The sequence below is a fragment of the Parahaliea mediterranea genome (assembly GCF_003402235.1).
Classification (GTDB): Bacteria; Pseudomonadota; Gammaproteobacteria; order Pseudomonadales; family Halieaceae; genus Parahaliea; species Parahaliea mediterranea.
In genome coordinates this window covers 70,160-95,782 of sequence record NZ_QEWO01000004.1, presented here as the reverse complement: position 1 = coordinate 95,782, position 25,623 = coordinate 70,160, and the positions used below count along the sequence as shown (strand labels likewise).

18 protein-coding genes are annotated in these 25,623 nt (G+C 61.1%); 10 read left to right on the top strand and 8 right to left on the bottom strand.

Going from position 1 to position 25,623, the window contains the following annotated elements; all coding sequences use genetic code 11:
- Positions 1-2 precede the first annotated feature (2 nt).
- The gene (locus DDZ17_RS12805; RefSeq protein WP_116367733.1) at positions 3-1,691 is read right to left on the bottom strand and encodes an acyl-CoA dehydrogenase family protein; all 1,689 of its coding nucleotides are present in this window, start codon (positions 1,689-1,691) and stop codon (positions 3-5) included.
- A gap of 23 nt (positions 1,692-1,714) precedes the next feature.
- Positions 1,715-3,445, bottom strand: a complete 1,731-nt coding sequence (locus tag DDZ17_RS12800; RefSeq protein WP_116367357.1) for an alkyl sulfatase dimerization domain-containing protein — start codon at positions 3,443-3,445, stop codon at positions 1,715-1,717.
- Between the two features lie 155 nt (positions 3,446-3,600).
- Between DDZ17_RS12800 and DDZ17_RS12795 the strand changes: the two genes are divergently transcribed.
- The 4 genes from DDZ17_RS12795 (at position 3,601) to DDZ17_RS12780 (ending at position 9,793) form a co-directional block, all read left to right on the top strand.
- The gene (locus tag DDZ17_RS12795) at positions 3,601-4,395 is read left to right on the top strand and encodes a TetR/AcrR family transcriptional regulator (protein WP_170150211.1); all 795 of its coding nucleotides are present in this window, start codon (positions 3,601-3,603) and stop codon (positions 4,393-4,395) included.
- 499 nt (positions 4,396-4,894) lie between these two features.
- Positions 4,895-7,471, top strand: coding sequence for an ATP-dependent chaperone ClpB (gene clpB, locus DDZ17_RS12790; protein WP_116367355.1), 2,577 nt, complete (start codon positions 4,895-4,897; stop codon positions 7,469-7,471).
- A gap of 88 nt (positions 7,472-7,559) precedes the next feature.
- Positions 7,560-8,591: a toll/interleukin-1 receptor domain-containing protein gene (locus DDZ17_RS12785; protein ID WP_116367354.1), complete on the top strand. Its 1,032-nt coding sequence runs from the start codon at positions 7,560-7,562 to the stop codon at positions 8,589-8,591.
- 107 nt (positions 8,592-8,698) lie between these two features.
- Positions 8,699-9,793 carry a c-type cytochrome gene (locus tag DDZ17_RS12780; protein WP_116367353.1) on the top strand — a complete coding sequence of 365 codons (1,095 nt, stop codon included), beginning with the start codon at positions 8,699-8,701 and terminating at the stop codon, positions 9,791-9,793.
- Positions 9,794-9,835: 42 nt separating this feature from the next.
- Here the strand turns inward: DDZ17_RS12780 and DDZ17_RS12775 are convergent, their stop codons facing one another.
- A complete protein-coding gene (locus tag DDZ17_RS12775; RefSeq protein ID WP_157976626.1) occupies positions 9,836-10,291 on the bottom strand; it encodes a DUF4124 domain-containing protein in 456 nt (151 codons plus the stop codon).
- Positions 10,292-10,544: 253 nt separating this feature from the next.
- On the opposite strand from DDZ17_RS12775, the gene DDZ17_RS12770 reads away from it, so the two are divergent.
- Entirely contained in the window at positions 10,545-12,290 is a 1,746-nt protein-coding gene (locus tag DDZ17_RS12770) for a glycosyltransferase family 39 protein (RefSeq protein WP_116367351.1), read from the top strand.
- Here DDZ17_RS12770 and DDZ17_RS12765 read toward each other — a convergent pair.
- Positions 12,251-13,426 carry a glycosyltransferase family 4 protein gene (locus DDZ17_RS12765; protein WP_157976625.1) on the bottom strand — a complete coding sequence of 392 codons (1,176 nt, stop codon included), beginning with the start codon at positions 13,424-13,426 and terminating at the stop codon, positions 12,251-12,253. The two genes, DDZ17_RS12770 and DDZ17_RS12765, sit on opposite strands and share 40 nt — an antisense overlap.
- Positions 13,427-13,659: 233 nt before the next feature.
- On the opposite strand from DDZ17_RS12765, the gene DDZ17_RS12760 reads away from it, so the two are divergent.
- A complete protein-coding gene (locus DDZ17_RS12760; RefSeq protein ID WP_116367349.1) occupies positions 13,660-15,291 on the top strand; it encodes a glycosyltransferase family 39 protein in 1,632 nt (543 codons plus the stop codon).
- Positions 15,288-17,273 carry a DUF2298 domain-containing protein gene (locus DDZ17_RS12755; RefSeq protein ID WP_116367348.1) on the top strand — a complete coding sequence of 662 codons (1,986 nt, stop codon included), beginning with the start codon at positions 15,288-15,290 and terminating at the stop codon, positions 17,271-17,273. Before DDZ17_RS12760 ends, DDZ17_RS12755 begins: the two co-directional genes overlap by 4 nt.
- A gap of 344 nt (positions 17,274-17,617) precedes the next feature.
- On the opposite strand, the gene DDZ17_RS12750 is transcribed toward DDZ17_RS12755, so the two are convergent.
- Genes DDZ17_RS12750 through DDZ17_RS12735 form a run of 4 tightly spaced genes read right to left on the bottom strand, consistent with a single transcriptional unit; the run spans position 17,618 to position 22,226 of the window.
- Positions 17,618-18,898 carry a UbiA family prenyltransferase gene (locus DDZ17_RS12750; RefSeq protein WP_157976624.1) on the bottom strand — a complete coding sequence of 427 codons (1,281 nt, stop codon included), beginning with the start codon at positions 18,896-18,898 and terminating at the stop codon, positions 17,618-17,620.
- A 3-nt stretch (positions 18,899-18,901) separates the two neighbouring features.
- A complete protein-coding gene (locus DDZ17_RS12745) occupies positions 18,902-20,221 on the bottom strand; it encodes an NAD(P)/FAD-dependent oxidoreductase (protein WP_116367346.1) in 1,320 nt (439 codons plus the stop codon).
- Positions 20,218-21,189 carry a lysylphosphatidylglycerol synthase transmembrane domain-containing protein gene (locus tag DDZ17_RS12740; RefSeq protein WP_157976622.1) on the bottom strand — a complete coding sequence of 324 codons (972 nt, stop codon included), beginning with the start codon at positions 21,187-21,189 and terminating at the stop codon, positions 20,218-20,220. The genes DDZ17_RS12745 and DDZ17_RS12740 overlap by 4 nt, the downstream gene beginning before the upstream one ends.
- A 17-nt stretch (positions 21,190-21,206) precedes the next feature.
- Positions 21,207-22,226 (bottom strand): glycosyltransferase family 2 protein, encoded by a 1,020-nt coding sequence (locus DDZ17_RS12735; RefSeq protein ID WP_116367344.1) that lies wholly within the window; start codon positions 22,224-22,226, stop codon positions 21,207-21,209.
- Positions 22,227-22,838: 612 nt separating this feature from the next.
- Here DDZ17_RS12735 and DDZ17_RS12730 point away from each other — a divergent pair.
- From DDZ17_RS12730 to DDZ17_RS12720, 3 genes are all read left to right on the top strand, one after another.
- The gene (locus DDZ17_RS12730; protein WP_116367343.1) at positions 22,839-24,584 is read left to right on the top strand and encodes an acetolactate synthase 3 large subunit; all 1,746 of its coding nucleotides are present in this window, start codon (positions 22,839-22,841) and stop codon (positions 24,582-24,584) included.
- Positions 24,585-24,586: 2 nt separating this feature from the next.
- Positions 24,587-25,081 (top strand): acetolactate synthase small subunit, encoded by a 495-nt coding sequence (gene ilvN, locus DDZ17_RS12725; RefSeq protein WP_116367342.1) that lies wholly within the window; start codon positions 24,587-24,589, stop codon positions 25,079-25,081.
- A gap of 113 nt (positions 25,082-25,194) precedes the next feature.
- Entirely contained in the window at positions 25,195-25,581 is a 387-nt protein-coding gene (locus tag DDZ17_RS12720) for a RidA family protein (protein ID WP_116367341.1), read from the top strand.
- Positions 25,582-25,623: the final 42 nt, after the last annotated feature.

Below are 25,623 nucleotides of genomic sequence, written 5' to 3'. Positions count from 1 at the left end.
CTTTACACTCTGTGGACCCGGGGTAATGCTCGATCCACCAGATAGTTGCAGTTCACCGTGTCGGGGAGGGTCCCGTACATATGCCCGCCGACCCCTGCAATCCGGGACTGGATAAAGGAAGAGGCGACTTCACTGTCTCCCTTGTCCAGCAGGATGCTGGCCTGGAGGGCCAGGGCAAAATGCTCCACCAGCGACCGTGCGTTGTACTCGCGGTGCCGGGCGCTCTCAACTTGTGCCGCGATGTCATCGACCAGCCTGTCCAGTTCGGCGCTGCGGCCGCGCACTTTCGCAAACTCCCGCTGCAGCGCGCGATACGCTTCAGGTTCCCTTTGCAGGACGCGTAGTACGTCCAGGCACTGAATGTTGCCGGACCCTTCCCAGATAGCGTTGATGGGTGCTTCGCGGTACAGGCGGGCGGCAACATTGTCCTCGATAACACCCACTGCCCCGATGCTCTCCATCGCTTCGTAGGTGTGCTGCGGGGCGCGCTTGCAGATCCAGTATTTGCCGATCGCTGTCGCTATGCGCAGGAAGCTGGCTTCGTGCGCATCCTGCGGAGCCCTGTCCATGGCATGGCCGACGCGCATGGCAAGCGCCAGTGCTGCCTCCGCTTCCAGCGCAAGGTCGGCCAGAACGTTCTGCATCATCGGTTGCTTGTGCAGCCTTTTGCCAAAGGCATCCCTGCCGCTGGTGTGGAACAGCGCTTCGCGCGCAGCCTGGTTCATCAGCGCGGCGGAACTGACCATGCAGTCGAACCGGGTGGCGGAGACCATTTGCAGGATTGTTTGCATGCCCTTGCCTTCGGCGCCTACCCGCCAGCCGAAAGCACCGCGCAATTCCACTTCCGACGAGGCGTTGGATACGTTGCCGGCCTTGTCCTTCAGGCGCTGGACCTGGATTGGGTTCTTGCTCCCATCCGGCCGCCAGCGGGGTACCAGGAAGCAGCCCATGCCCTTGTCAGTCTGGGCGAGGACGAGGAAGCCGTCGCACATCGGCGCTGAGCAGAACCACTTGTGGCCGACCAGTTCATAGGCGGGAATGCCGTTGTCTTCGCCGAGTGGGTGCGCGACGGTAGTATTGGCACGAACATCCGAGCCGCCCTGCTTTTCGGTCATGGCCATGCCGACAGTCAGTGCGTTCTTTTCAAAGAAGGGCACATTGCGCGGGTCGTATTCGTTAGTGAGTATCTTGTCGATCCACTGCGCCTGCAGCCCCGGTTCATGGCGCAGTGCCGGCACAGACGCAAAGGTCATGGACAAAGGGCAGTTGCTGCCTGGGTCTGCGTAGGTGTGCATGAAGAGCATCGCGGCCCTGATCACATTGGCACCGTCGCCGGGCTGGCGCCACGGCAAGCTGTGGTGACCGGACTCTTTGGCAAAGTGCATCAACTGGTGGTAGCCGGGGTGAAACTCGATGTTGTCCACCCGGTGACCGAAGCGGTCGTGGGAGTTGAATTCCGGCTTGTAGTGATTGGCTGCGAAGCCGGCAGCCAGGAGGGGCCCGCCGACACCAGCACCATAGGCACCCAGCTGCGCCTCTCCCCATTCGCCGCCAAAGGTATTGACCCAGTGCTGCAGAACGGGGTCTCCGGTGTACGCATTGTAGTCCTCCAGCGCTGCAGGCTGGTTGGTCACTTCGTGCGTTTCCCCGAGAAAATCGGGACGTTGGTTCAATGTAGAGATACTGTTCATGGCATTCACTCGTCGCGGCGCTGTTAGTCGTCAATCAGGTCGAAGAGCTGCGCGGCAGGCGCGTCGCTGACCGTGACCCGTTTCGTGTCATAGGCTTCGTTCCAGCTCAGCTCCCGCGCCCACAGCCGGATCAATGTGTCACGGTCCAGGGTGATGAGTGGCAGTTGCGGTTGCTCTGCGGTGTAGCTCGTTACCAGGGCGGCATTGGACGCCGATACACGGTAGAAGCCGGGTTCGCCGGTTACTTGCACTGCAACCTCGAGGGCCTGCTCCCCCGCGTCCTCTGCCCGGTAGCGGTAGCGCATGTCTTCAAGCAGGTCGCCCGATGTGCGTTTGTCGGCGATCAGGGCAGCCCGTGGGCCTAGCACCTCGGCCCAGTCAATGCCGCTTGTCTCTTCCTTGATCGTGGTCAGCAGGTAGTTGCGCTCGGGTGCGCTGCGTGTCGTCGCGGCAACATCGGCAAATGCCTTCAGGCGCAGGTCGCGGGCCTGCCGGTCGTTGTTGTCCAGCTCCAGCAGTCTGGTGGCCAGGGAGGCGGCCCAGCGGGGGTCCCTGTCATCGATGGCTTCGCCAATGGCGGCAAGGACGCGCTCCCGGCCACCCATCAGTGCGATCATGCGACGTGACTCCTCGCTGTCAGTCAGGCGGCTGAGGTCGTTGACATCACCGACAAATCCGGCGGTCTTCAGGGTGAGCCCGCGGATGATCCAGTCGAGACGGTGGTAATGGGGCTGCAAGTCCGGGTGGTTGGCCAGGCGTGGCGGCAGCACCAGGGTGTCGATAATCCGGTCGGCCGAGTAACCCTTGGCTGCGTAGCGCTTGACCTGGTCAGACAGGAAGCGAATCAGGTCGATGTTGGACTGCATTACATCACGCACGTCCTCTTCGCCCTGTAACAGGCGACCATGCCCCGGGACCACAGCCTTTGGCGACAGGGCCAGGCCCCGGCTCAGTGTCTTGATGTAGTTGGCCGGACTGCGACCCGGTTCAAAGCGGGGCGTGGCGATGTAGGGCATGATTCCGCCCATGACATCGCCGGTGAACAGCACCTCCTTTTCTGGCAGCCAGACCAGCATGTTGGATTCGATATCGCCGGGAGACGGGATGAACTCGATATCGACGCCGGCAATGGTCAGGCGCATGGGCTTGTCGATGGTGACTGTCGGAGGGATAAACACCGGGTTGCCGTCAGGGCGGGGGGAGGGGCCTACGCCCGAACCTACCGTGCCTTCTGGCCCGCGGGGGAGCAGGATGCCCATCTGCTCATAAACCCGCTCATAGACCATGAAGTACAGGTTTTGCGTATTGTAGGAGATCAGCTCCTTCCAGCCTTCCGGGCCGAAGATGGGGACGTCTTGCTTCGCTCCCTCCAGGATGGCCGTGGCGCCGCCGAAGTGGTCGGTGTGAGGGTGGGTATAAACCAGCGCGGCAACGGGCTTGTTCAGTTTTTTCTGGATGTCCTGCCAGATCGGGCGGGTCGTTCCAGGGTACCAGCCGGAATCAATGACGATCAGGCCGTCGCTACCTTCTACGACGGAATAGTTCGCGTAGTCCGGCCCGAACACCGCATAAACCCCCGGAGCGACCTCGGTGGGGGCGGCGTCTTCTGAAAAGCGTTGCTGGAACTGCGCCAGTTCAGTGTTGACCCGGGAATCGTCAGCGACTGCTTGTGCGCCCCCGGATGCGGTGCCCAGCAGCGCAAGGGACAGGTGGGCGGCCCGGCGCAGCCGCGGCAGAGGCTTGGTGTTGGTCATGACATGCTCTCCTGGTTTGTGACACCGACCGCTTGCGGTGAAGAACTCTTAGAACTGACGATCTAATTGATGCGTAACTATATTTATATTGAATGGCGACCACAATATAGTTGATGCTACACTCACTTTCAAGCCTGCGAGGTCGCCGCGGCGCCATGGCGGATATTGGGGCTGTTGCCCTGGTGGAAACGGATCGACGGATGTGGGGTAACCCTTTGATTGATAAAGATAAAGGCAAAACAAGGCAGAAGAAGGGCAACCGCTCTGCCATTCTTGCGGCGGCGACAGATCTATTCGGTGCCCAGGGCTATTACGCGACCTCAATGAAAAAAATCGCGGATGCGTCGGGAGTTGCGGAGGGCACCGTGTTCAATCACTTTGCCTCGAAGCAGGAAATGCTGATGGCCGTTATCTCGAAGTTGTACGGGGATCTGACACAGCAGGTAGCGGACCGGATCGTCGACCTCATGGACACCAGAGAGCGGTTGCAAGTGCTTGCGCAGGTGCATTTGCAGTTTATAACCAGTGACAATGCGCTACTGGTGACGATGATCCATATCCATCACGGCGTGGATATCCACCATGAGTACCTGCACAAAGAATCGCAGATGAACCGGTTGAACCGGACTTACACCCGCTATTTCCACATGACGATTCGCGAGGCCATGAAGCGGGGCGAGCTGCGCCCCGACCTGGATATCGACATTTGCAGGGACATGTTCTATGGCGGGCTCGAATACGGCCAGCGCACGATCTTTCTGCGCAGCGCCTACGACCAGGTAGAGCAGTATGCAAACCAGTCAGTGGAACAGTTCCTGAATGGCCTGGTGAAGCCAGAGGACAACGAAACCGGAACAAATGCCGGTGGCAGTACCGCGTTGCTACCCAGGCTGGAACAGGTGGCAGGGCAGTTGGAGGGGTTAGTGACCGAGCTTAAGTCCGTACTCTAGGCGATTTTTGATTAGGTTTTTACGCTTTTGGTTATCAAGCCTTTTGGTGCGACAGGGGCACCGTTACCTCAATGCCAGAAATTCTGGGGCTGGTCACGGTCAGCGCAAGCAGGGGCTACGGCAGAAACCGTCAACAAGCAGCAGGCACAACAGGCTTGTAACAGCTTCCTGGGTTGAGGCAAGCCTTTGCTGTTTTCACGAAAGCCTAATCTATGGTCTGCTCCAGGAGCCCTGACTCGGCAGCTAAAAAGCGGAACCAGCAAGCTCCGCTTCCCATGGAAAGTTGTGACGGATAAAAAAGCGCAGTATCAAATAGGCTACGACAATTTCAGGCTTGCGTACGACTTCAGATTTAGTGCGTTTTAACAAGGTGCTTGCGCCGGTCCTCTATTTTTTGCCGAATACCCTTGCTTGAATTAAGGTTATTCACCCCCATAACTCCCGCAGTGATATTGCAACGTCCCGCACCCGATAGCGGGCGTTCAAGGAGAATCCTGCTATGAGAATGGACAAACTGACCAACCAGCTCCAGAGTGCCCTGGCTGACGCCCAGTCGTTGGCGCTTGGCAAAGACCACAACTTCATCGAACCCATCCACCTGCTGGCGGCCCTTCTTCAGCAGCAGGGTGGCTCAACCCGCCCGTTGCTGCAAAAGGTGGGCGCGGATCTGCCCGGGTTGGCCAACCGGGTCAGCGCGGCACTGGATGCCCTGCCCACGGTGAGCGGCAGCGGCGGCGATATGCATGTTTCCAATGACCTCGGGCGCGTGCTCAACCTCGCCGACAAGCAGGCCCAGAAGAATGGCGATGCCTATATTTCCAGCGAACTGGTGCTGCTGGCCCTGCTGGACAGCAAGAACAGCGCCGCCGAGGCACTGACGGCATCCGGGGTGACCGGGGCCAAACTCAAAGCCGCCATCGACGAAGTGCGCGGGGGCGAGGTCGTGAACAGCCCGGAGGCAGAAGAGTCCCGCCAGGCACTGGACAAGTACACCATCGACCTCACCGAGCGTGCCGAACAGGGCAAGCTGGACCCGGTGATTGGCCGCGATGACGAGATTCGCCGCACCATCCAGGTGCTGCAGCGTCGCACCAAGAACAACCCCGTGCTGATCGGCGAGCCCGGCGTGGGCAAAACAGCGATTATCGAAGGGCTGGCCCAGCGGGTGGTGAACGGCGAGGTGCCGGAGGGGCTGAAGGACAAGCGCATCCTGTCGCTGGACTTGGGCGCGCTGCTGGCCGGCGCCAAGTTCCGCGGGGACTTTGAAGAGCGCCTGAAAGCAGTGCTGAACGAGCTGTCCAAGCAGGAAGGCCGTATCATCCTGTTCATTGACGAGCTGCACACCATGGTGGGCGCCGGCAAGGCCGAGGGCTCCATGGACGCAGGCAACATGTTGAAGCCGGCCCTGGCCCGCGGCGAGCTGCACTGCGTGGGTGCCACCACCCTGGACGAATACCGCCAGTACATCGAGAAAGACGCCGCCCTGGAGCGCCGCTTCCAGAAGGTCTTGGTGGAAGAGCCCAATGAAGAGGACACCATTGCCATTCTGCGCGGGCTCAAGGAGCGCTACGAAGTGCACCACGGAGTGGACATCACCGACAGCGCCATCATCGCGGCGGCCAAGCTGTCCCAGCGCTACATCACCGACCGCCAGCTGCCGGACAAGGCCATCGACCTGGTGGACGAGGCGGCCAGTCGCATTCGTATGGAAATCGACTCCAAGCCGGAATCCATGGATCGCCTGGAACGCCGCCTGATCCAGCTCAAGATCGAGCGCGAGGCGGTGAAGAAGGACAAGGACCCGGCTTCCAAAAAGCAGCTGGACCAGCTCAACGAGGAAATCGAGAAAGTCGAGCGCGAATACTCTGACCTGGAGGAAATCTGGAAGGCGGAGAAAGCCTCCCTGCAGGGCGCGGCGCACATCAAGAGCGAACTGGAGCAGGTGAAGCTGGATATGGAAACCGCGCGCCGCGCCGGTGACCTGACCCGCATGTCGGAGTTGCAGTACGGGCGCATTCCCGAACTGGAAAAGCAACTGGCGGCCGCCCAGGAAGCCGAGAGCACCGAGCGCACCCTGCTGCGCAACAAGGTTACCGACGAAGAGGTGGCGGAAGTTGTCTCCCGCTGGACCGGCATTCCGGTGGCCAAGATGCTGGAGGGCGATCGCGAGAAACTGCTGCGCATGGAAGATGCCCTGCATCACCGGGTGGTGGGCCAGGACGAGGCGGTGGTGGCGGTGTCCAACGCCGTTCGCCGCTCCCGCGCCGGCCTGTCCGACCCGAACCGGCCCAACGGCTCCTTCCTGTTCCTTGGCCCCACCGGCGTGGGTAAAACCGAGTTGTGCAAGGCGCTGGCGGAGTTCCTGTTCGATTCCGAGCAGGCCATGGTGCGGGTGGACATGAGCGAGTTCATGGAGAAGCACTCCGTGGCCCGTCTGATCGGCGCGCCCCCCGGCTATGTCGGCTACGAAGAGGGCGGCTACCTCACCGAGGCAGTGCGTCGCCGGCCGTACTCGTTGTTGCTGCTGGACGAGGTGGAAAAAGCTCACCCGGACGTGTTCAACATCCTGCTGCAGGTGCTCGAAGACGGCCGCCTGACCGATGGCCAGGGCCGCACGGTGGATTTTCGCAACACCGTGGTGGTGATGACCTCCAACCTCGGCTCCGACCTGATCCAGGAGCTGGCCGGGGAGGACAACTACGACCGCATGAAAGCGGCGGTGATGGGTGTGGTCGGCCAGCACTTTCGGCCGGAGTTCATCAACCGTATCGATGAGACGGTGGTGTTCCACCCCCTGGCCCAGAGCCAGATTCGCGGCATTGCCGAAATCCAGCTCGAAGGTCTGCGCAAGCGACTGAAAGAGCGGGAGCTGGGCCTGGATATATCGCCGGCGTTTATGGACCACCTCTGCGAGGCGGGCTTTGACCCGGTGTATGGTGCACGGCCCCTCAAGCGCGCCATTCAGCAGGAACTGGAGAACCCGCTGGCACAGCGCCTGCTGGCAGGGGAGTTCAGCCCTGGCCAGACGCTTGTGGTGGACTTCGCTGGCGACGGAGTGTCTTTTCGGGCTGGTTGATCCACGCTCTATCCCGGGGGCCCAGGTGCCCCCGGGAGTGCTATCCTCATTCTGTCTGTCGAGCAAGTTATGAGGGACGCGCTGGAGCATGAACGATTCCGGGCACCGCCCTACTGTATTCTGTTCCTACAGCAGTGCTGATCGCCGGGCTGTCACCGGTCTTGGCCTGCTGCTGGAGGCGCTTGGCAATCAAGTATTTATCGATCATCGATCGCTGAAGCCTGGCGTTCAATGGCGGGCCGGGCTCCGGCGAGGCCTTGATGTCGCGGATCATCTGTTGGTTTACTGGACGCACAGTGCATCGCGCTCAGACTGGGTACGTCGCGAAATCGAATACTTTCACGTCAGGTACCCGGATCGACCGTTGATCCCGATACTTGCCGACAACACTCCCCCCACCGACTTACTTCTTCAATATCAGGCGGCGGACTTTTGCCCGTTGGTCAATGAGCTTCTGGTCTTGCAAAAGGAGCTTAGTCGCCTGGGCGTCAAGCCCGCCGAGATTCACGATCAAATTGCTGAACGCCTACAGCAGGCCGGCATCATAATACCGCCGCAGGAGCGCCGAAAGCTGATGTATCTGTTTCCCATCGGCGGTTTGGCAGGCCTGATGGCGGCACCTTGGATGCACCTGCTGCTCGCTGGCGACCAACTCCTGGCGGGCGTGCTTGAATCCGGCCGGCTGCATTGGCTGGCCTTGGGCCTGGCAGTGACGGCGGGGGCCACGCTGTTTCAGCTATTCAGTGATTCGGCCTGCTTGCCAGTCGGTAGCGTCTCGCAGTTGCCCGCGCGGCCCCAGGCAACAGCAGAGGCAGAGGCAGAGGCTGATATTTGGCTCGGTATGTGGCGGGTGGTTGATTCCCGGAACAGTCAACGCCAAGACACTATCTTTGTAGAGCGACACTGTGATTCCTATCGCATCCCCGTGAAGGGCGCGGTCGTTCAGGCGATTGATGGGCGCCACCTCAGTTTTATTGAAGGTGGGCATCGCTACACCGCAAGCTGGCGCGGCGCCGGCAGCGCAGTCCTCACGCCAGAGGGGCGTGGCGATCATAGGCCGGTTGACCTGCAACTCGTGAAAATTCAAGGTTATGTACCTGTCGTGCGGCCGTGTAAATGAGCCGGAGTGAACAACGGGCAATTGCCGCGCAACATCAAGACGCTTGAGACTGACCCGCATTTTCCTGTATATCGTTAGGCAACAGGTTGCTACAGGAGCGTAGGACTATGATGCAATGGATTGTCATACCGTTAATGATGGCGATGAGTGCACTGCCCGCATTCGCCGAGCGTATCTACGAGCAGGCGGAGCCGCCGAAAGCGCTCACCGAGGAACAGGCAGACGAAGCTGCCGCCAACTACCAGAAATACTGCGCCCTCTGCCACGGAGCGGATCGCCAGGGCCATGTTAATGACCATGCCCCCTCGCTGCGCAGCCCTAGCCTCATGGCTACCGGTGTGCCCATGGGCTTGGCATTGCCCATTTCCTATGGCCGCCTGGGCACACCGATGGCCGGTTATCTGGACGAAGTGGGCGGGCCGATGACGCTTGAGCAAATTAAGCACCTGACCTACTGGCTGTTCCAGCAGTCGGGCCTGGACCATCCCCTCAAGCTGTCCCGGGAGCCGGTGGCTGGCGATGCCCAGCAGGGCAAGTCGGTGTATGCCCAGCATTGCGCCACCTGCCACGGTAGCGGGGGCGAGGGGGTTACCGCGCCTGCGTTGAGCAATGCCTCGGCGCTGGCGCACAACACGGATGAATTTATTCGCTATGCGATTGAGTTCGGGCGTGAGGGCACGCCGATGCCTTCCTTTGGCACGCAACTGTCGGCTGCCGATATCGACAACGTTACCGCGTTTATCCGCAGCTGGGCCGCTGAACTGGCGCCGGAGAAAACCGTGCTGCAGGCCCTGCCAACGCCCGATGAGTACGTGCTAAATCCCCAGGGTGAAGACCCCGATTTCGAACTGATGGACGGGCAGTATGTGTCATCGGAATCCCTGTTCGAGGCCCTGCAGGCCAACAAGAGAATGATCCTGCTGGATACCCGTGCGGTATCGGCCTGGCAGCGCGCCCATATCGCCGGCTCCATTCCCTTCCCGTATTACAGCGAACTGGAAGACAAGACCCAGGACCTGCCTAAAGACGTGATGATTGTTGCCTACTGCGCCTGTCCGCGTGCGGCGGCAGACTACGTGGTCAAGCAGCTTGGAGAGCTGGGCTACACCCGCACAGCGGTGCTCTATGAAGGCATTTTTGGCTGGATGAACCAGGGCTATCCCTACCTGATTGCCGGCGGCGAGACGACGACGAAGCAGTAATGGCGGGTTCTGCCGGCGGGCAGGGCGGGCAAGTGACGCCCGCTAGTCACAATGCAGCGCAATCTGACGCTTGGCCTCTTCCTTGCGCTGTTCTTTTTCCTCGGCGCTTAGGGCGCGAATGTCGCCCTGGTCGTCCTTCACATTGACCTCGTCCCAGGTTTCCAGCGTGGTGAGATTTTCCCGGGCCCGGTCGCACACCTCCGGGTTCTTCTTGATCTGTTCTTTGGTCTTGACCGCCTTCTTATCGAAGCGGTTGTCGATGCTGGGGTTGACCTCCCGGGGGACGGCGCCCTCGTCGGCGGGTACATCCCGTTTGAATTGGCCGCCAGTAGAGATCACTTCGTAGGATACGCCCTGTGGCGGCGGCCGGTCGCTGTGCACAAGGTTGCCCCGCTCATCCTGCCAGCGGTAGTAGGTGGTGCCGGCGGTTGCCTGCATCGCGGCCAGGGATAAGGCCACTGTCGCCACCCCCAACGCCCCGTATATGGTGGTTTTCACGCCCATGTATGTGCCTTTTTGCTGGCTGTTTTGCCCGTAAAGTAGCGTAAGCGCCGAGAAGGCGCAACGCAGTTGCTATTCCCTGGCTCGCGGCCAATCCCGGCTGGTTATTCTCATTGTGACCGCGGCGTGTTTATATACCGTCAGTGCAAGCGGGCATTCAGTTCGCCGATCTTGAGTACCGCGACCTGGCACATCCAGTGTCTGGGCAGGCAGTGATTTTTGATCTCCACTAGAGCATCTGGCAATACGCATGCGCTTCACCTTCGATAACAACCGGGGGCAGACCGCTCTGGCGCTGATCATGGTGCTGGCACTGGCCGCCCAGCTGCGGCTCATGGGCATCACCTGGGATGATTATGCCGGGTTGCATGCCGATGAGCGGCATATGTTCTTGCTCGCGCAGGCGATGCTCGGTGCACTGTCTGATCCGGCCAACAGTGGGCTGAGTCTGTCGGACTGGTGGTTCTCGGAAAGCTCACCGCTAAATCCCCATCTGGGTGACACCTTCTATGTCTATGGCGAGGCGCCACTGCTAGCTGGTGTGCTGGTCGGACAGATGCTGGGTATTACCGATGGATTTGCCTTCATGGCACTGGCGCGCTGCCTATCGGTGGCCATGGATACCCTGAGCGTTTTGATGGTGTTTATCGGAGCGCGGTTCGTGGGAGGGAACGCGGCGGGACTGTTTGCCGCGACCCTTTACGCCGCCATGCCCAGTGCATTGCAGCTGGCCAATTTCTATACCGTCGATGTCTGGATGACAACAGCCTGCGCCCTGTCAACGGTGCCGTTGATGGCGCTGGCTAGTGGGCGCACTGGCGGGGTCGGCCCTCTGGCCATGGCCGCACTGGCCGGCGTCGGTGGCGGCCTGGCGTTGGCCGTTAAAATCACCGGGGCAGTACTGGCATTACCCGGGGCAGTCGCACTGCTACTGGCCTATCGGGGCGGCTTGAGCATCCACAAAACACTGGCCGCGGGCGCGGTGATGCTGACGCTTGCCATGATCTGCTTCCGGCTGATCAATCCGTTTGCATTTGAGGGGCCCGGTGTTTGGGGGCTTTGGCCATCGCGGGATTGGCTGGGGGATTTTTCGTCCCTGATGGCCATGGCGACGGCAAGCGATTTTCCGCCTGGATGGCAATGGAGTGCGGGCTATGGCCCCATGTCCTTTCTGCGCGACTTTGCCCTGTTCGGCAGCGGGCCGGTGGCTGTGGGATTGCTGTTGATGCTGATGGCGCGCCCCACCCTCTGTTCACCCGCCGCCGCGATTCCCCTGACCGCTTTTGCGGCCTTTTTCCTGATCCCCGTTACGGTGAATAACGGCAGCCTGTTGCGGTATGTCGCGCCCGCCCTGGCGCCCATGGCGATGCTACTGGCAATGGCGCCGCCGCGACTTGGCCTGTACGCCAGCTACATGGCGCTGGCTGGTGCGCTCTGGTGGGGGGGCGGCGTCGTTCGGCTGCACGATGGCCAGCATCCACGGGTTGTAGCGTCGCATTGGCTGTGGGCGCTGCCGAGGGGAACCGTTCTGACCAACGAAACCATCTGGGACGAGCCCCTGCCCGCGATCATCGCGCCCGCGCCGGGGGAGCCCTATCGCTGGCCTTCACATGACGACTGGTTTGTTTTGCAGACTTTGGGAATCACCGACCCCGACGGCCCGGAAAAGGCGCAGCGGATGGCGGAGCTGCTAGCGCGGACCGATTTTTTGATACTGTCGTCCGAGCGTCAGTTTGCTGTCATGCCGCGTCTGCCAGAGCGCTTCCCCATGACCGCAGCACACTATCGGGCCTTGTTCTCGGGTGAGGCCTGTTTCTCCCTGGTCTTGGCCATTGATCGCGGCTACCCGCTGCCGGGCTTGCCTTTTCGGGATGCCTGGTCGCAAGAACCCTGGCGTATTTACGACCATCCACAGGTCAGGATTTTCCGTCGCGACTCCTGCTACGATCCGCTGGTCTATGCCGAGTTTCTCAAATCCGCGCTAGCCGGGGATTGATCGGATGCAAGAAGCTGCAAAATCGGTGCGCAACTGACCTCTGCCGCGAACAATCGCCTGATCTCCTCTGGGGGTAGGCGCTGTGGTGGTCCCTCGGTCAATACCGTTAGCATGGCCTGACACAGTGCTGTCGCAGAATGGGTCGCCACCAGTAAGCCCATACCAGTTTGTCTGATCGGTTCCCGTATGCCGGGCAGATCCAGCGCGACCACGGGAACGCCCTGCACCATGGCCTCCACCTGAACCAGTCCGAAGGATTCCTGACGATCAGAACTCGGCAGCACCAGCAGGTCTGTTTCCCGGTAAAAATGACGCAAGGATTGGTCCGGTAGCACGCCGCGATACCGGATGTCGCAACCGAGAGCTTCTGCCATGGATAACAGTGAGGATACGCCCGCCTCCCCTATGACATGGTCACTTGGCCCGACCAGTTCGAGCACAACCGGCTGAGTCATCCGCTGGCACAGTTGACGAAAGGCCAGAAATAGCAGCGGCAGGTTTTTTTGTCGGGCAAGCCTGCCGACAAAACCGACACGTAGTGGGGCATGCCGGGTTGCAGGTGCCTCGACAGGTTCCAGAAAATCGGCCGGAACGGGCGGAGGGGCAAATCGTAACTTGTGCCAGAAGAGGCGGCAAAAAACCGACTGGCGGGCATAGTCCTCCGACACCACCTGCACCTTCCCAGCCAGCCATCCCGCCAGAATATGCGGGACGGCCGTCAGAACTCTCAATACCTGCGCCGCCAACCCCTTGCGTGAGAGGGAGCAGTGATAGTGCAGCAAAACCTGGCGCCCTCGCAGGCGAGAGATAAGGGTCAGAATCGCGGCATTCGGGTGGGGTAAATGGATCACAACAACGCTGACATCTTTTGTCGCCAGCCAGGCGTCACGGGCGAGGAACGGCATGATGGGCGCCTTGCCCAGCCGGCCTGGTGTGTAACTGCGGTTGATCTGGATTTCACCCTGGGTCTCGCAGGCAGCTTGTCCCGGGGCGCGCGATGTCAGTACCTGTACCGGGTATCCCTTGCTCGACAGAAAGCGAGCCTGTTCCCGTGCCGCGAGAGTCAGGCCCGAGATATTCGGCAGGTAATAGCAAAGGCACAACAGAACCCCCCGTCGCATATGATCCTCGTTCAAATTGTCTGACCTGTCTTCCGCTGCCTCTTCCCGATCCTGTAAAGCCTGCCAGTTGGATCGCACTCCGTGTGCTGGCGCCGGGTTAGATTGCCAGTACCTTCTTTCATGCTAGGATAGCGAAATAATCAGACGTGTGTGAATGAGCTTCCGCTGGGTGCAAAACGCGCTGGCATCTTTCTTATGTGTGTTCCGCTGCTCTTGTTTGTGCCCGCCAGAGTCGGGATCTGAGTACTTTGAATAACACGCGCTATCAGTGTTTCCTGATCGCCCTGACGCTGTTCGGATTGATGTTGCGGCTGATCGGGCTGAATTGGGATGAGGGGCGTGGACTGCACCCTGATGAGGGCAACCTGGTCAGGGCTGCGCTGGAACTGTGGCCTGCGGGATCGGTCATCCCCTCCTTTCACGCTTACAACGACCTGGCACTCTGGTTGCCGCGCTTGTTGTCGCTGCCCTTTTGCGACAGCGCCGACCAGGCTTGCCTGACCCTTAGTGCTCGCTGGCTATCGGCCCTGGTGTCGGTGGCGACTATCCCCGTTGCGGCCGCCCTGGCGCGACTGATCACAGGTCAGGTCGCGGGGCTGGTGGCGGCAGCGGCCTTTGCCGGTTCTGCACCACTGGTGCAATGGGCGCATTTCGGTACCACCGAATCCGTGTTGGTGCTGCTGGTTATGGTGTTATGGCTTGTCGCGGCGCGCTGGCTGGCCGGCCAGATCACGGATCGTCGCATGATGCTCTGGTCGGCGTCCCTTCTGGGGATTGGCTTTGGCTTCAAGACCACGGCGATCATGCTGTCAATCATTCCACTGGCAGCTCTGGTGCTGGGGGGGCGGGTCGATCGCGCTCGGTGGCGGCTGGTGGCAGCCGGCGTGCTGCTGACGGCGGGGCTTGCCCTGTTGTCTGCGCCATCGCTGTGGCTGGCGACCGATGAGTGGCTGGCCGTTATGCGACACGAAAGCGCCATTGTGACGGGCACGCAGCCGGCGTTCTGGGTTGCGCAATTTGAAGGGGTATCGGCGGGCGGGTTTGAATTGACACAACTCGCTTCGTCGTTGGCCTGGGTCGGTTTGCCCCTGGCGCTGCTGGGCCTGTTGGGGATGTCGCAACGGGGGTGGCGGTACACAGCCCCCGGGCTGGCCTTCGCTGCCTGCTACGCCGCGATTGTTGTTGGGTGGGAAGCAAAATTTTTCCGCTACCTCGCTCCAATTGTACCCATACTGCTGTTGCTGGCTGCTACGGCACTGGGGAGATGTGTTCAACATCCCCGCAGTCAAACTGTCCGTGGGCTGGGCTGCTGCGCCCTGGGACTGATACTCATGGCCGGCATCGACCAGGCGTCGATCTACTGGAGTCGCGATGCACGCATCCTGGCAGAGAGCGCCTTGCTGGCGCGCGCACTGCCCAACGAGGTCGTTGCCATCGAACCGCATGATCTGGCGCAGACCGCTGATATGGCTGTCCTGACACTCCCCCTTACCGCGGCGGAGATATCGCCCCGTGCGCTGGCTGAACCTCTATCGCGGGCTGGATGGCTGCTGATCGCCAGTCGTCGCAACTGGGCGGTGCTGCCCCGCTTGCGTCAATCCGCCCCCGTGATATGCAGCTATTACGCAGCATTGGCGGACGGCGAACTGGGTTTTGCGCCAGCGCTGAGGTTCGAGCGCCGAAGTATGTTTGGTGCCCTGTTTGCCCCCGGGCTCGGCTGGGAGGAAACGCGGCAGGTTTTTGACCGGCCCGAAGTGATCCTGTGGCGCAATGAAGCTCGGCTTTCAGAGGAGGCGCTTGTGACTCTTCTGCAACAGACCGCGGATCCCGCCGCCTGTCAGCCCCCTGCGCTCGCGTCCAAGCTGAGACGCCTGCCATGATCGGCAGCCTGCCTCCGGCAGAGATGGTGCTGGTACTGCGTTACATGATCGTGCTGGCCATCGGCGCCTGGGCCGCGAGACCGCTCGCCCTGCGCCTGGTGCCGGGCGGTGGCGGTTGGGTGGTGGCGATCCTGCTGGCATGGTCATTCATTGGCTGGTTTCCCTGGTTGATCTCGGCCCTGGGGATTTTGCCCTTTCCTGCCGTTTCCCTGTCGGGCCTGGTGCTGTTGGTTGCGGCGCGCCTTCTGCTGCCCGCGCCATCGGCAGATAGCCGTGGAGGACTGGTTGCTGCGCTGTCTTTTGCCACGTTGTTCTGGTTTGGCCTCGCCCAGCGGCTGGCGCGCGCCGATCTTTTGGGGTTGGAAAAATTCACTGACATGGCCTTCCTCGCCGCAGCGATGCGCAGTGATTTCATGCCTCCACAGGACGCATGGTATGCAGGCGCTACGATCAATTACTACTATCTCGGTCAGGCCATGACTGCTGCCTGGGGCCATATCATGGGCGCTTCCCCCGCGGCGACCTATCAGATAGCCATGGCCGGTTTATTCGGGCTGACCGGCCTTGCCACCTGGCGGCTAACGGTGGCGTTGGTGCAGCCACGTGGCGACAGTATTGGCTGGGTTCTCGGCGGTGCCGCCGCTCTGGTTACGCTGTATGGCGGCAACTTCCACTCGGTCCTCTACACGCTATTTCGCGATGTCATGCCGACAGCGAAGGTGGATTTTTATTTCCCGGACTCAACGCGTTTCATTGGCTTTGATCCACCCGCGGCTGACAAGGGGTTTACCGAATTCACCGCCTATGCCTTTGCCGCGGGAGATTTACATGCGCATGTAGTGGCAACACCGGTTTTTCTTCTCGCCATGCTGGTGATAGTGACGATCATCCGACGCGGTCTGTCGGGGGCGCCCCCGGATACCATCTCGCTTGTTGTGCTTGGCTGGATTCTCGGGCTTTGCATGGGCATCAATTCCTGGGACGTGGCGATCCTCGGAATGATCTCGCTGATCGCTGCATTGCTGCTTGTCGCGCGACAGCCTTCCCCCATGTGGCAGTGCCTTGATCAATGGGGGGCAGCGGCGCTCGTTACCGTGGCGACGGCCTTTCTTACGGCTGCCCCCTTCATGGGCAGCTTTGTGCCATTTGCCAGTGGTGTTGAGTTGGCGCCAGCGCACACTCCGGCCTGGCAGCTACTGGCGGTTTACGGTCATGCCCTGCCGTTGGTCGGGCTGCTGTTGTTGGGTGTATGGCGCCTGGGTGATCCACAGATTCTCAGCGCGACCCTGTTGGTGGCCGCGCTGTTCCTGATAGCCCTCCCCGAAATCGTTATCATGCGCGATATCTATGAGTTGGAGTACGCCCGTGCCAACACCATGTTCAAGCTGAGTTTTCGGGCCCAGCAGTTGATCATTATCGCGGGTTTCGCGGTGCTGGCGCCGGCGGTGGTGCGCGGCGGGGTGTGGATGATGGGTGCGATGATTGCTGCCGCGCCCTTGATGGCGACGCTGGTCTATGCCGCGCATATTTATAGTCCACCGGGGTTGATTCGCGGTCTTGACGGTTACGGTTATCTTGGCGATGAGCGTGAACTGGTCGAAGCAGTCAGCCAGCTCGATCTGGCGCTGGGTGAATCGTTGGTCGAGGCCAGCGGCGAGGCCTTTGGGGAGACAGCGCGTGCTTCCGCGATGACCGGTCTGCCTGCCGTCGTCGGCTGGGCGGCACATGAATGGCTGTGGCGCGGAGATGGCGAAGCGGCCAATGCTCGTGCGCGCCATGTAGAGTTGTTTTATAGCACTGAAGATCCGGTCTTGCGTTGTCGTATTGTCCGAAGGTATAACATCCGCTATGCCATTGTGGGTCAGGTGGAACGGCGGCGTTACCCGAAATTGCAGGGCAATGCCATTGCTGCCCTTGGCTCGGAGGTCTATACAGGTAGCGGTGGAAGCATTGTCCGGATTGAACCGGACATTTGCCGTTGATTGGCAAGTGCCCCCAGAGCCGTTGCCAGAGGGTGGGGAAGGTTGATAGGCTTGGGTGTCATTACTTTGTTATCGGAGTGATCAGTGATGGGGAACTATCTTAGAAGGGCACAGCAGTGGTTTTTGGGGGTGGGCCTGGCCGCTCTAAGCTCTACTGTACTGGCGCAGGGTCCCACGCCAACCGGACCTCTGCCGACACCGAGCATCCCGCCCGCGGCGGTCACCCCCGTGGATGTACCGGTTCTGTCGGCGGGTTCGTCGCCATGGCTTTTGATGGTCGCATTTCTGGCCTTTACTGGGCTGTTGTATTTGGCACGGCGCCGTAGCACCAACGTCGACTGAGTTCAGGGCTGCGCCAGGACAAACATCAAAAGAAGTACTGCCAGTAGCAGCCAGCTCTTTGCGTCCCGCAGTGCGAAAAGGACAGGGTCCTCACGGATTTGTCCGGCGGTCGCTTTTTGCCAGATATGCACCACCCAGAGCATCAGCGGGAGCGCCGCAAGCCCAACCGCGTACGGATTGGCGTACAGTTTGGGCGCTTTCTCGGATGTATAGATAATCAACACGGCGCAGGCTCCGGTGGCAGTCAATGCACCGAGTGCCCTTATCGCTTTTAAATCCTGTAGTTGGTAGCGACGCCGAGAAATCCCCTGCAAACCGTTCTTCTGTGCTTGCACCAGCTCTGCCGCGCGCTTGGCGCAGGCCAGCGACGTAAAAAGACAAAGGCACAGGGCGAGCAGCCAGAACGATGGCCATATATGGATGGCAGCAGCCCCAGCGGCCACGCGCAGCGTGTACAGGGCGCCGAGACTGAACAGATCGATGAAGCGCAGCGTTTTAAGCCAGCGCGAGTAAAGCAGTGCCACCACCGCGTAAGTCAGGGTCAGGGCAAGAAAATGGCCCGAAGGTATCCACAGCCCAGCCAAGGCGATGCCAGTACCTAGCAGCAGTAAGGCGGCCAGCAGGGCAGTGGCGGGTTTTAGCTGGCCAGCGGCCAGGGGGCGGTATCGTTTGTGGGGGTGGCGCCGGTCATCCCGCAGATCGAAAAGATCGTTGACGATATAGATGGCTGAACAGGTCAGGCAGAAAACCCCGAAAGCGGCCGATGCTTGGGCCAGGGCAGACGATTCCTGCCACTTCTGCGCCGCGAGCAGGGGCAGAAAAATCAGCAGATTCTTTATCCAGTGATGCGGCCGCAAGCTGCGCCACAGCCCCAGGACGGTGTCGACCCGCAGTAACCGTGTCACTGGATCGTCTACCCCGGCCGCCCTGCGGATGGGCTGGTCGAGGGGGGCGGCGCCAGCAAATTCAAACGCGTCGTCGCCGATAAGGCGCCTTAGGCTCTTGAGCCGGGAGTCACCCCGCAGACCGTTGAGATCGATGACGCACGCGTCAAGTTGGGCTCTTTCCAGTAGAGCTCTTGCCAGATGCGGGTTTTCAGCCAGCAGATACAGGGGCCGCCCCTGTGATGCAGCCTGTTGGGCGAGCGTGACAACCTTGCTGTCGAGGGGTAGCTCCCCAGCTTCGGGTGCCGCCCCGGTAAAACGCGCCAGCCAAAGCTCCTGCTGGGTCGCCGCGCGGGTCAGGCCGCGATCCAGGGCCATCACAAAGGGTTTTGCCGCCACGCTTCAGCCCCCGGCAATCAGTCGCGCGGCCAGGTCGCGACCCGCGCGGATGGCATAATTTGTGCCGCGATCCTCGGGGTATATCTGCGCCATGGAGCAAAGGTAGAGGTCAGGTGCCAGCCCTTCCACCGGGGGAATGAACTGCGAATAATGCCGTTCGACGATCGGCTGTGCCCAGAGGGCGCGCCAGACATGATGCCTTTGTATCCAGCGCTGGTCGAACGCAGGGAACATGCGTTGCACATGCGGGATGGCGAAGTGGAGAAAATCATCAGCGCACAGGTCGAGAAGCGGGTCATCCTGCGGCAGATAGCGGGAAAGATAGACGATGTGCCGCCCGCCATAGTGCGCGGGTGATTGGAAGCGAGTGTGTTCGATAACGCCGACGAAGGGAAATCCTGGGTCGTTCACATTCAACCAATAGGTCGATGAAAGCGAGCGGTCGAGTACCAGAACGAGGCAAATATTGGCGAGGTAGTTGATGCGTCGCAGGGAGGCCAGCGTGTGTGGTGCGGCCCAGCCGTCGATCAGATCAGCCAGGATTGGGGGAGCGGTGGTGGCGATCACCCGCGCGGCCCGCTCGCTGCCCCATGGGCCACGGATCTCCCAGCCGCCGCGCGCCAGCGGGATCAGCTCAGTGGCGGCGGAATGGGTTTTGACCCTGCCGCCATGTGCCTGAATGTCCGCGCAAATGGCCTCGGCCAGTCGTGCAAAGGAGCCGCGAACATAAACCAACTGCTCTGCACCGCTCTTGGCTCGCGACCCGCCGCGCAGCTTCAGTTTGTTCCATATCCAGACGGCCGAGATAGCGTCGGCGTGGCGGCCGAATTTACCTTGCAACAAGGGCTCCCACATCACGCGATATACCCGCTCTCCGGCCATGGAGCGCAACCATTGAGCGGCGGTGAGATGCTCCAGAGGGCGCCAGTCCTTGACCCGGCGGGCGCGCAGGGCGAGCCATCCGAGCCGCAGGCGATCCAGTGGCGGCAGTGCGGTAAAACGCAGCAGGTCAAGGGGGGTGGACAAGCGCGTGATGCGACGGTTGTAGTAAACGCCTGTGAGGCTGGCCTCGGTGGCAACCGCATCCTCCAGGCCCAGTTCCCTGATCAATGCCATCACTTCCAGATCGGAGGTGAACCAGTGGTGGTAAAAGCGATCGAGCGGTTCCGCCTCCACGTTTTCGTCCGGCTGAAATGCTCCCGCGAGGCCGCCCACATGACCATCCGCTTCAATGACCGTGACCGGATGACCCGCGCGGGCCAGATCGCGGGCGGCGGCCAGCCCAGTGAAGCCGGAACCGATGACAGCGACGCTGGGCTTCATCGTTGGTTGTTACCGGCGGCGGCTCCCCGCCACACCCAGATCAGCAGACAGATCGCTCCGATCAGGGTTGTGGGCAGCCACAGCGCCACATGCACCACCAGCACATAGGCGGTCGCTTCCGCCAGCGGATTACCGACCGCCACCGTAGCCAACTGGGCGAAGTAATCGAAGGTGCCGACATGGCCGGGCGAAGAGGGTAACAGTGTCGCAAGGGTGCCAACCGGCATGGCGAGCCAGGCGGCTTCGGGTAGGGGGAGTGTCGACAGGGAGCGGGCAATCGCCCAGTAGCTGGCGCCTTCGAACAGCCAGGCCAGTACTGAATACCCCATAAGGCAGGGCATGGCACCGCGATTTGAAAGCCTGATCAGCGTATCAAGCAGTGGTTGACAATGGTTTTCAACCCGCGCCTGTCGATCGGGCCCCAAAATCCCGGCAAGGCGTGTCAGCCTGGCCAGAACCGGGGCCAGCAACGCGGGGCGTAGCAGTAGCAAAAGCGATATGGCGGCCAAGGCAAACAGCAGTATGCCACTGTATTGCACCATACCCAACGCACCGCCCCCCAGCGAAAAGAACCTGAGTGCAAGCCCGAGAGCGAGGATAACGACAACCATGTCCAGCGCGCGCTCGACCAGGACCGTCGCCAGCACCGCTCCCGACGGGACCTGTAACCAGTTTGAGAACCCGAAGCAGCGCAGCATGTCCCCGGCCCGCAGTGGCAGGAGGTTGTTCACCGCCATCGAGGCCAGCAAGGGAATGCCGCAGTGCATCATGCCCAAGTCTGGATTGAGGGGCTGCAGCATCCGCCGCCAGCGCAAAATCCGGCAGCTATATCCGAGGGCAAGAAAGCCCAGTGCCAGGGCCAGCCAGGCCACGGAGAAACCCTGGGCGACTAGTTGCAATACGCTGGTGCGATCCACGCCGCGCAGTGTCAACCAGAGAAAGAAACCGGCCAAACCCAGGCCGGCCAATAGCTGCAGCCTAGGCTTCACGGGATCCGGGTGCTGTCACGCTGAGTTTCATGCACACCGGCATCGGCCTCTGCATGTCGTTCAAAGCCGACCATATCGCGAACGATGTACAGGGGTCTTCGCTGCACCTCGGCGTAGATGCGCCCGATATACTCTCCGATAATCCCCAGCGACACCAACTGGACACCACCGATGAACAAAATGGCGATCATCAGTGCTGTCCAGCCTTCCACCCACGCAGACGTGAACAGGCGCATAAACAGCGCGTAGAAAATCCCCAGAACCGCCAGGCCTGCCGTCAACAGGCCGAGAAAAATCGAGGCCTGCAGGGGTTTAGTGGAAAAGGACAGCAGGCCGTCCAGTGCCAAACGCAGCATTTTGCGCAGGGGATATTTGGTGGTGCCGGCGAGGCGCCCGGGTCTGTCGTAGGGCAGTGATGTTTGCCGAAACCCCGACCAGGCAACCATGCCGCGCAGGAATCGATGCCGTTCGGGCATCTGCTTGAGGACATCCACGACCTTACGGCTCATGAGCCGGAAGTCGCCGCTGTCTGCCGGTATGGGCACTTCAGACAGCCGGTTGATTACCTGGTTAAAACCGCGGGCAGTACTGCGCTTGAACCAGCTCTCACCCTCGCGCGACGCTCTTGTGCCGTAAACGACATCGTAACCTTCACGCCAGCGGGCGATCATTTGTGTTACCAGTTCGGGCGGATCCTGCAAATCGCAGTCCATGAGAACGACGGCACCACCGTTGGCAAGATCGATGCCGGCAGTTGTCGCAATCTGCTGCCCGAAATTTCGCGACAGGGTGATAAGGCGCAAGCGATCATCGCGCCTTGCCGCAGCGTGTAGGAGGTTATTGGTGCCATCCGTTGAGCCGTCGTCAATGAAAATGAACTCGAAATCACAATCCTTCTGGGCGATGCTCAGCGCGTCCAGGCGTTCCAGCGTCGCCGGCAAAACGGCTTCTTCGTCAAAGCAGGGGAGGATGATGGAAATCAGGTCCAGGGGCTGCATGCCACTTTGGGTCGGCATCACGAGCCTATCTGCTGGTTATGATAAGAAGGCTGTTGTAAGCAGATTGGCCGCCAATGCCGCATAAGAACCGCTGCCTTTCTAATGACGGCTTATCTTATGATATCTGTGACAGCCCCGCCAAGCGGGTTGCGGTGCTGGGCAAAAATCACGTTTGGGTTGACAGACGGCCGCAGTAAACCAAGAATACGCGCCTGTCTCACCTTTGGTAACGGCTACTGCTGAGTACCCTCAGCCCCTGGCCTACTGCCGCGATGCGATGATTTGCGCGCAGCTGGTGGTGAGTCCCGTTATCCAGTGTGGCCGCATGGGCTGCGCTGGGGGCCAGACACTGCGCTACCCCGCAGGGCGACCGATACACGGGTTCGTGATCGCTTTTCACCCGCACACTGTGAAAAGAGCCTTCGAGGAGTGCCACCTTGGGCGCCAGCCGAAGGCGGGCAGGTTACGAACCGCCGTTGTGTCTCGCTCGTTCAGGGAGTGGCGTAGCCAGCCGGGCACCGGTCCAGGTGCTTTCCAGGCTTCTCCACACAGTTGCGATGAAACGGCTACCGGCGAGGGTAACGCGTCGGGGCGTTTTGACTGGGCCTGAACAGCCCTGGGAGAAAGAGTGTGGAGATGTTGTCCGGTGGCGAGATGATCGCCCGCGCCCTCGAGGACGAGGGAGTCGAGTTTATTTTTGGCTACCCCGGCGGAGCGGTGCTGCATATTTACGATGCCTTGTTCAAGGCGAGCAAAATTCCCCATGTGCTGGTACGGCACGAGCAGGCGGCCACCCACGCGGCCGACGGCTATACCCGCGCCACCGGCAAGCCCGGCGTGGTGCTGGTGACCTCCGGCCCCGGTGCCACCAATGCGGTAACCGGCATTGCCACGGCCTACATGGACTCCATTCCCATGGTGGTGCTGTCTGGCCAGGTGGCCAGCCACCTGATTGGCGAAGACGCCTTCCAGGAGTGCGACATGGTGGGGATTTCCCGCCCCATCGTTAAGCACAGCTTCATGGTGCGCAAGCCGGAAGACATCCCGGCGATGATCAAGAAGGCCTTCCACATTGCCACCACCGGCCGCCCCGGCCCGGTGGTCATCGACATTCCCAAGGACGCCACGCGGCCCGATGCCAAGTTCGAGTACGTGTACCCGGATGCGGTGAAAATCCGCTCCTACTCGCCGGCCCAGCGCGGTCACACCGGGCAGATCAAGAAGGCGGCCCGGCTGCTGTTGTCGGCCAAGCGCCCGGTGATTTACTCCGGCGGCGGCGTGGTACAGGGCGAGGCCAGCGAATTGCTGACGCAACTGGCCCGCGACCTCAACTACCCGGTGACCAACACCCTGATGGGCCTTGGCGCCTATCCCGGCACCGACCGCCAGTTCCTGGGCATGCTGGGTATGCACGGCCTGTACGAGGCCAACATGGCCATGCACAACGCCGATGTCATCCTGGCGGTGGGGGCGCGCTTTGACGACCGGGTGACCAACACGGTGAGCAAGTTCTGTCCCGGTGCCAAGATTATTCACATCGATATCGACCCCACCTCCATCTCCAAGACGGTGCAGGCGGACATCCCCATTGTTGGCCCGGTGCAGTCGGTGCTCACCGACCTGGCCGAACAGGTGGCGCAAATGCGCAACAAGGATGCCGAGCTGCCCGACCAGGGCGCGCTGGAGCGCTGGTGGCAGCAGATTGACGAGTGGCGGGCCAAACACGGCCTGTGGAGCGGGCGCCGTTACGGCGAGAGCGAGATGATCATGCCCCAGCAGGTGATCGAGAGCCTGTTTCGGGCCACCGGCGGCAATGCCTATGTCACCTCGGATGTGGGCCAGCACCAGATGTTTGCCGCCCAGTATTACCGCTTCAACCACCCGCGCCGCTGGATCAACTCCGGGGGCCTTGGCACCATGGGCTTTGGTCTGCCGGCGGCGATGGGCGCCAAGCTGGCCTTTCCCGAGGCGGATGTGGCCTGCGTCACCGGCGAGGGCAGTATCCAGATGAACATCCAGGAGCTGTCCACCTGTACCCAGTACAACCTGCCGGTGAAAATCATCAACCTGCGCAACAACTACCTTGGCATGGTCAAGCAGTGGCAGGACATGCAGTACGAAGGCCGCCACGCCATGAGCACCTACGAGGACTCCCTGCCGGATTTCATCAAGCTGATGGAGGCCTACGGCCACGTGGGCATGCAGGTGCGCAAGCTGGATGAACTGGATGCGAAGATGGAAGAAGCCTTCGCCATGAAAGACAAACTGGTCTTCCTCGATATCTTCATTGATCCGATGGAGCACGTGTACCCGATGCACGTGGCCCCCAACGGCGCCATGAAAGATATGTGGTTGAGCAAGAACGAGAGGACCTGAACATGCGACGCATCATCTCCATCCTGCTTGAAAACGAGCCCGGCGCGCTGTCGCGGGTGGTTGGCCTGTTCTCCCAGCGTGGCTACAACATCGAAACCTTGAACGTGGCGCCCACCGAAGACGCCACCCTGTCCCGCCTGACCCTCACCACCATTGGTGATGACAGAACCATCGAGCAGATCACCAAGCAGCTCAATAAGCTGGTAGACGTGGTCAAGCTGGTGGATTTGACCGAGGGCGCCCACATCGAGCGCGACCTGATGCTGATCAAGGTGCGCGCCAGTGGCGGCGCGGCCCGCGACGAGGTCAAGCGCACCACGGATATCTTCCGCGGCCAGATTGTGGATGTGGGCCCGAATGTCTACACCATCCAGCTGGTGGGCACCGGCGAAAAGCTGGATGCCTTCGTGGCGGCCATGGCCGAGGCGGAAATCCTCGAAGTGGTGCGCTCCGGTGTGGCCGGCATTGCCCGTGGCGAGAAGGTGCTGCGGCTGTAGCCACGCGGCGCCTGCGCTGTTCACCGACCCTGCAACCTTCAGCACACCAACAGGCCGCTGGCGACGCCGGCGCGCCTGCCCAACCCTGCTATATAGCGACTGAGAGACCCCCTATGGCTCGCAAACTGATTTCCAGCGGCTCGGACTTCGAGCAGAAAATTGGCTATTCCCGCGCGGTGGTGGATGGCGACTACGTTTTTGTATCCGGCACGACCGGTTACGACTACGCCGCCAACAGCGTCAGCGAGGATGTGGCCGAGCAGACCGACCAGTGTTTTCGCAATATTCAGGCGGCGCTGGACGAGGCCGGCAGCAGCATCGCCAACATCGTGCGGGTGACCTACATCCTGCCCAACCGGGATGATTTCGAAGCCTGCTGGCCGGCGCTGAACCGCTGGCTGGGCGAGGTGCGCCCGGCGGCCACGGTGTTCGAGGCCCGCCTGCTGGACGACGCCATGAAGATCGAGATTCAGGTCACCGCGCGCCTGAACGCGGCCTGAAGTCTGGCCGGCATCTGCCGGCATTGATGATGTGAGCGGGGG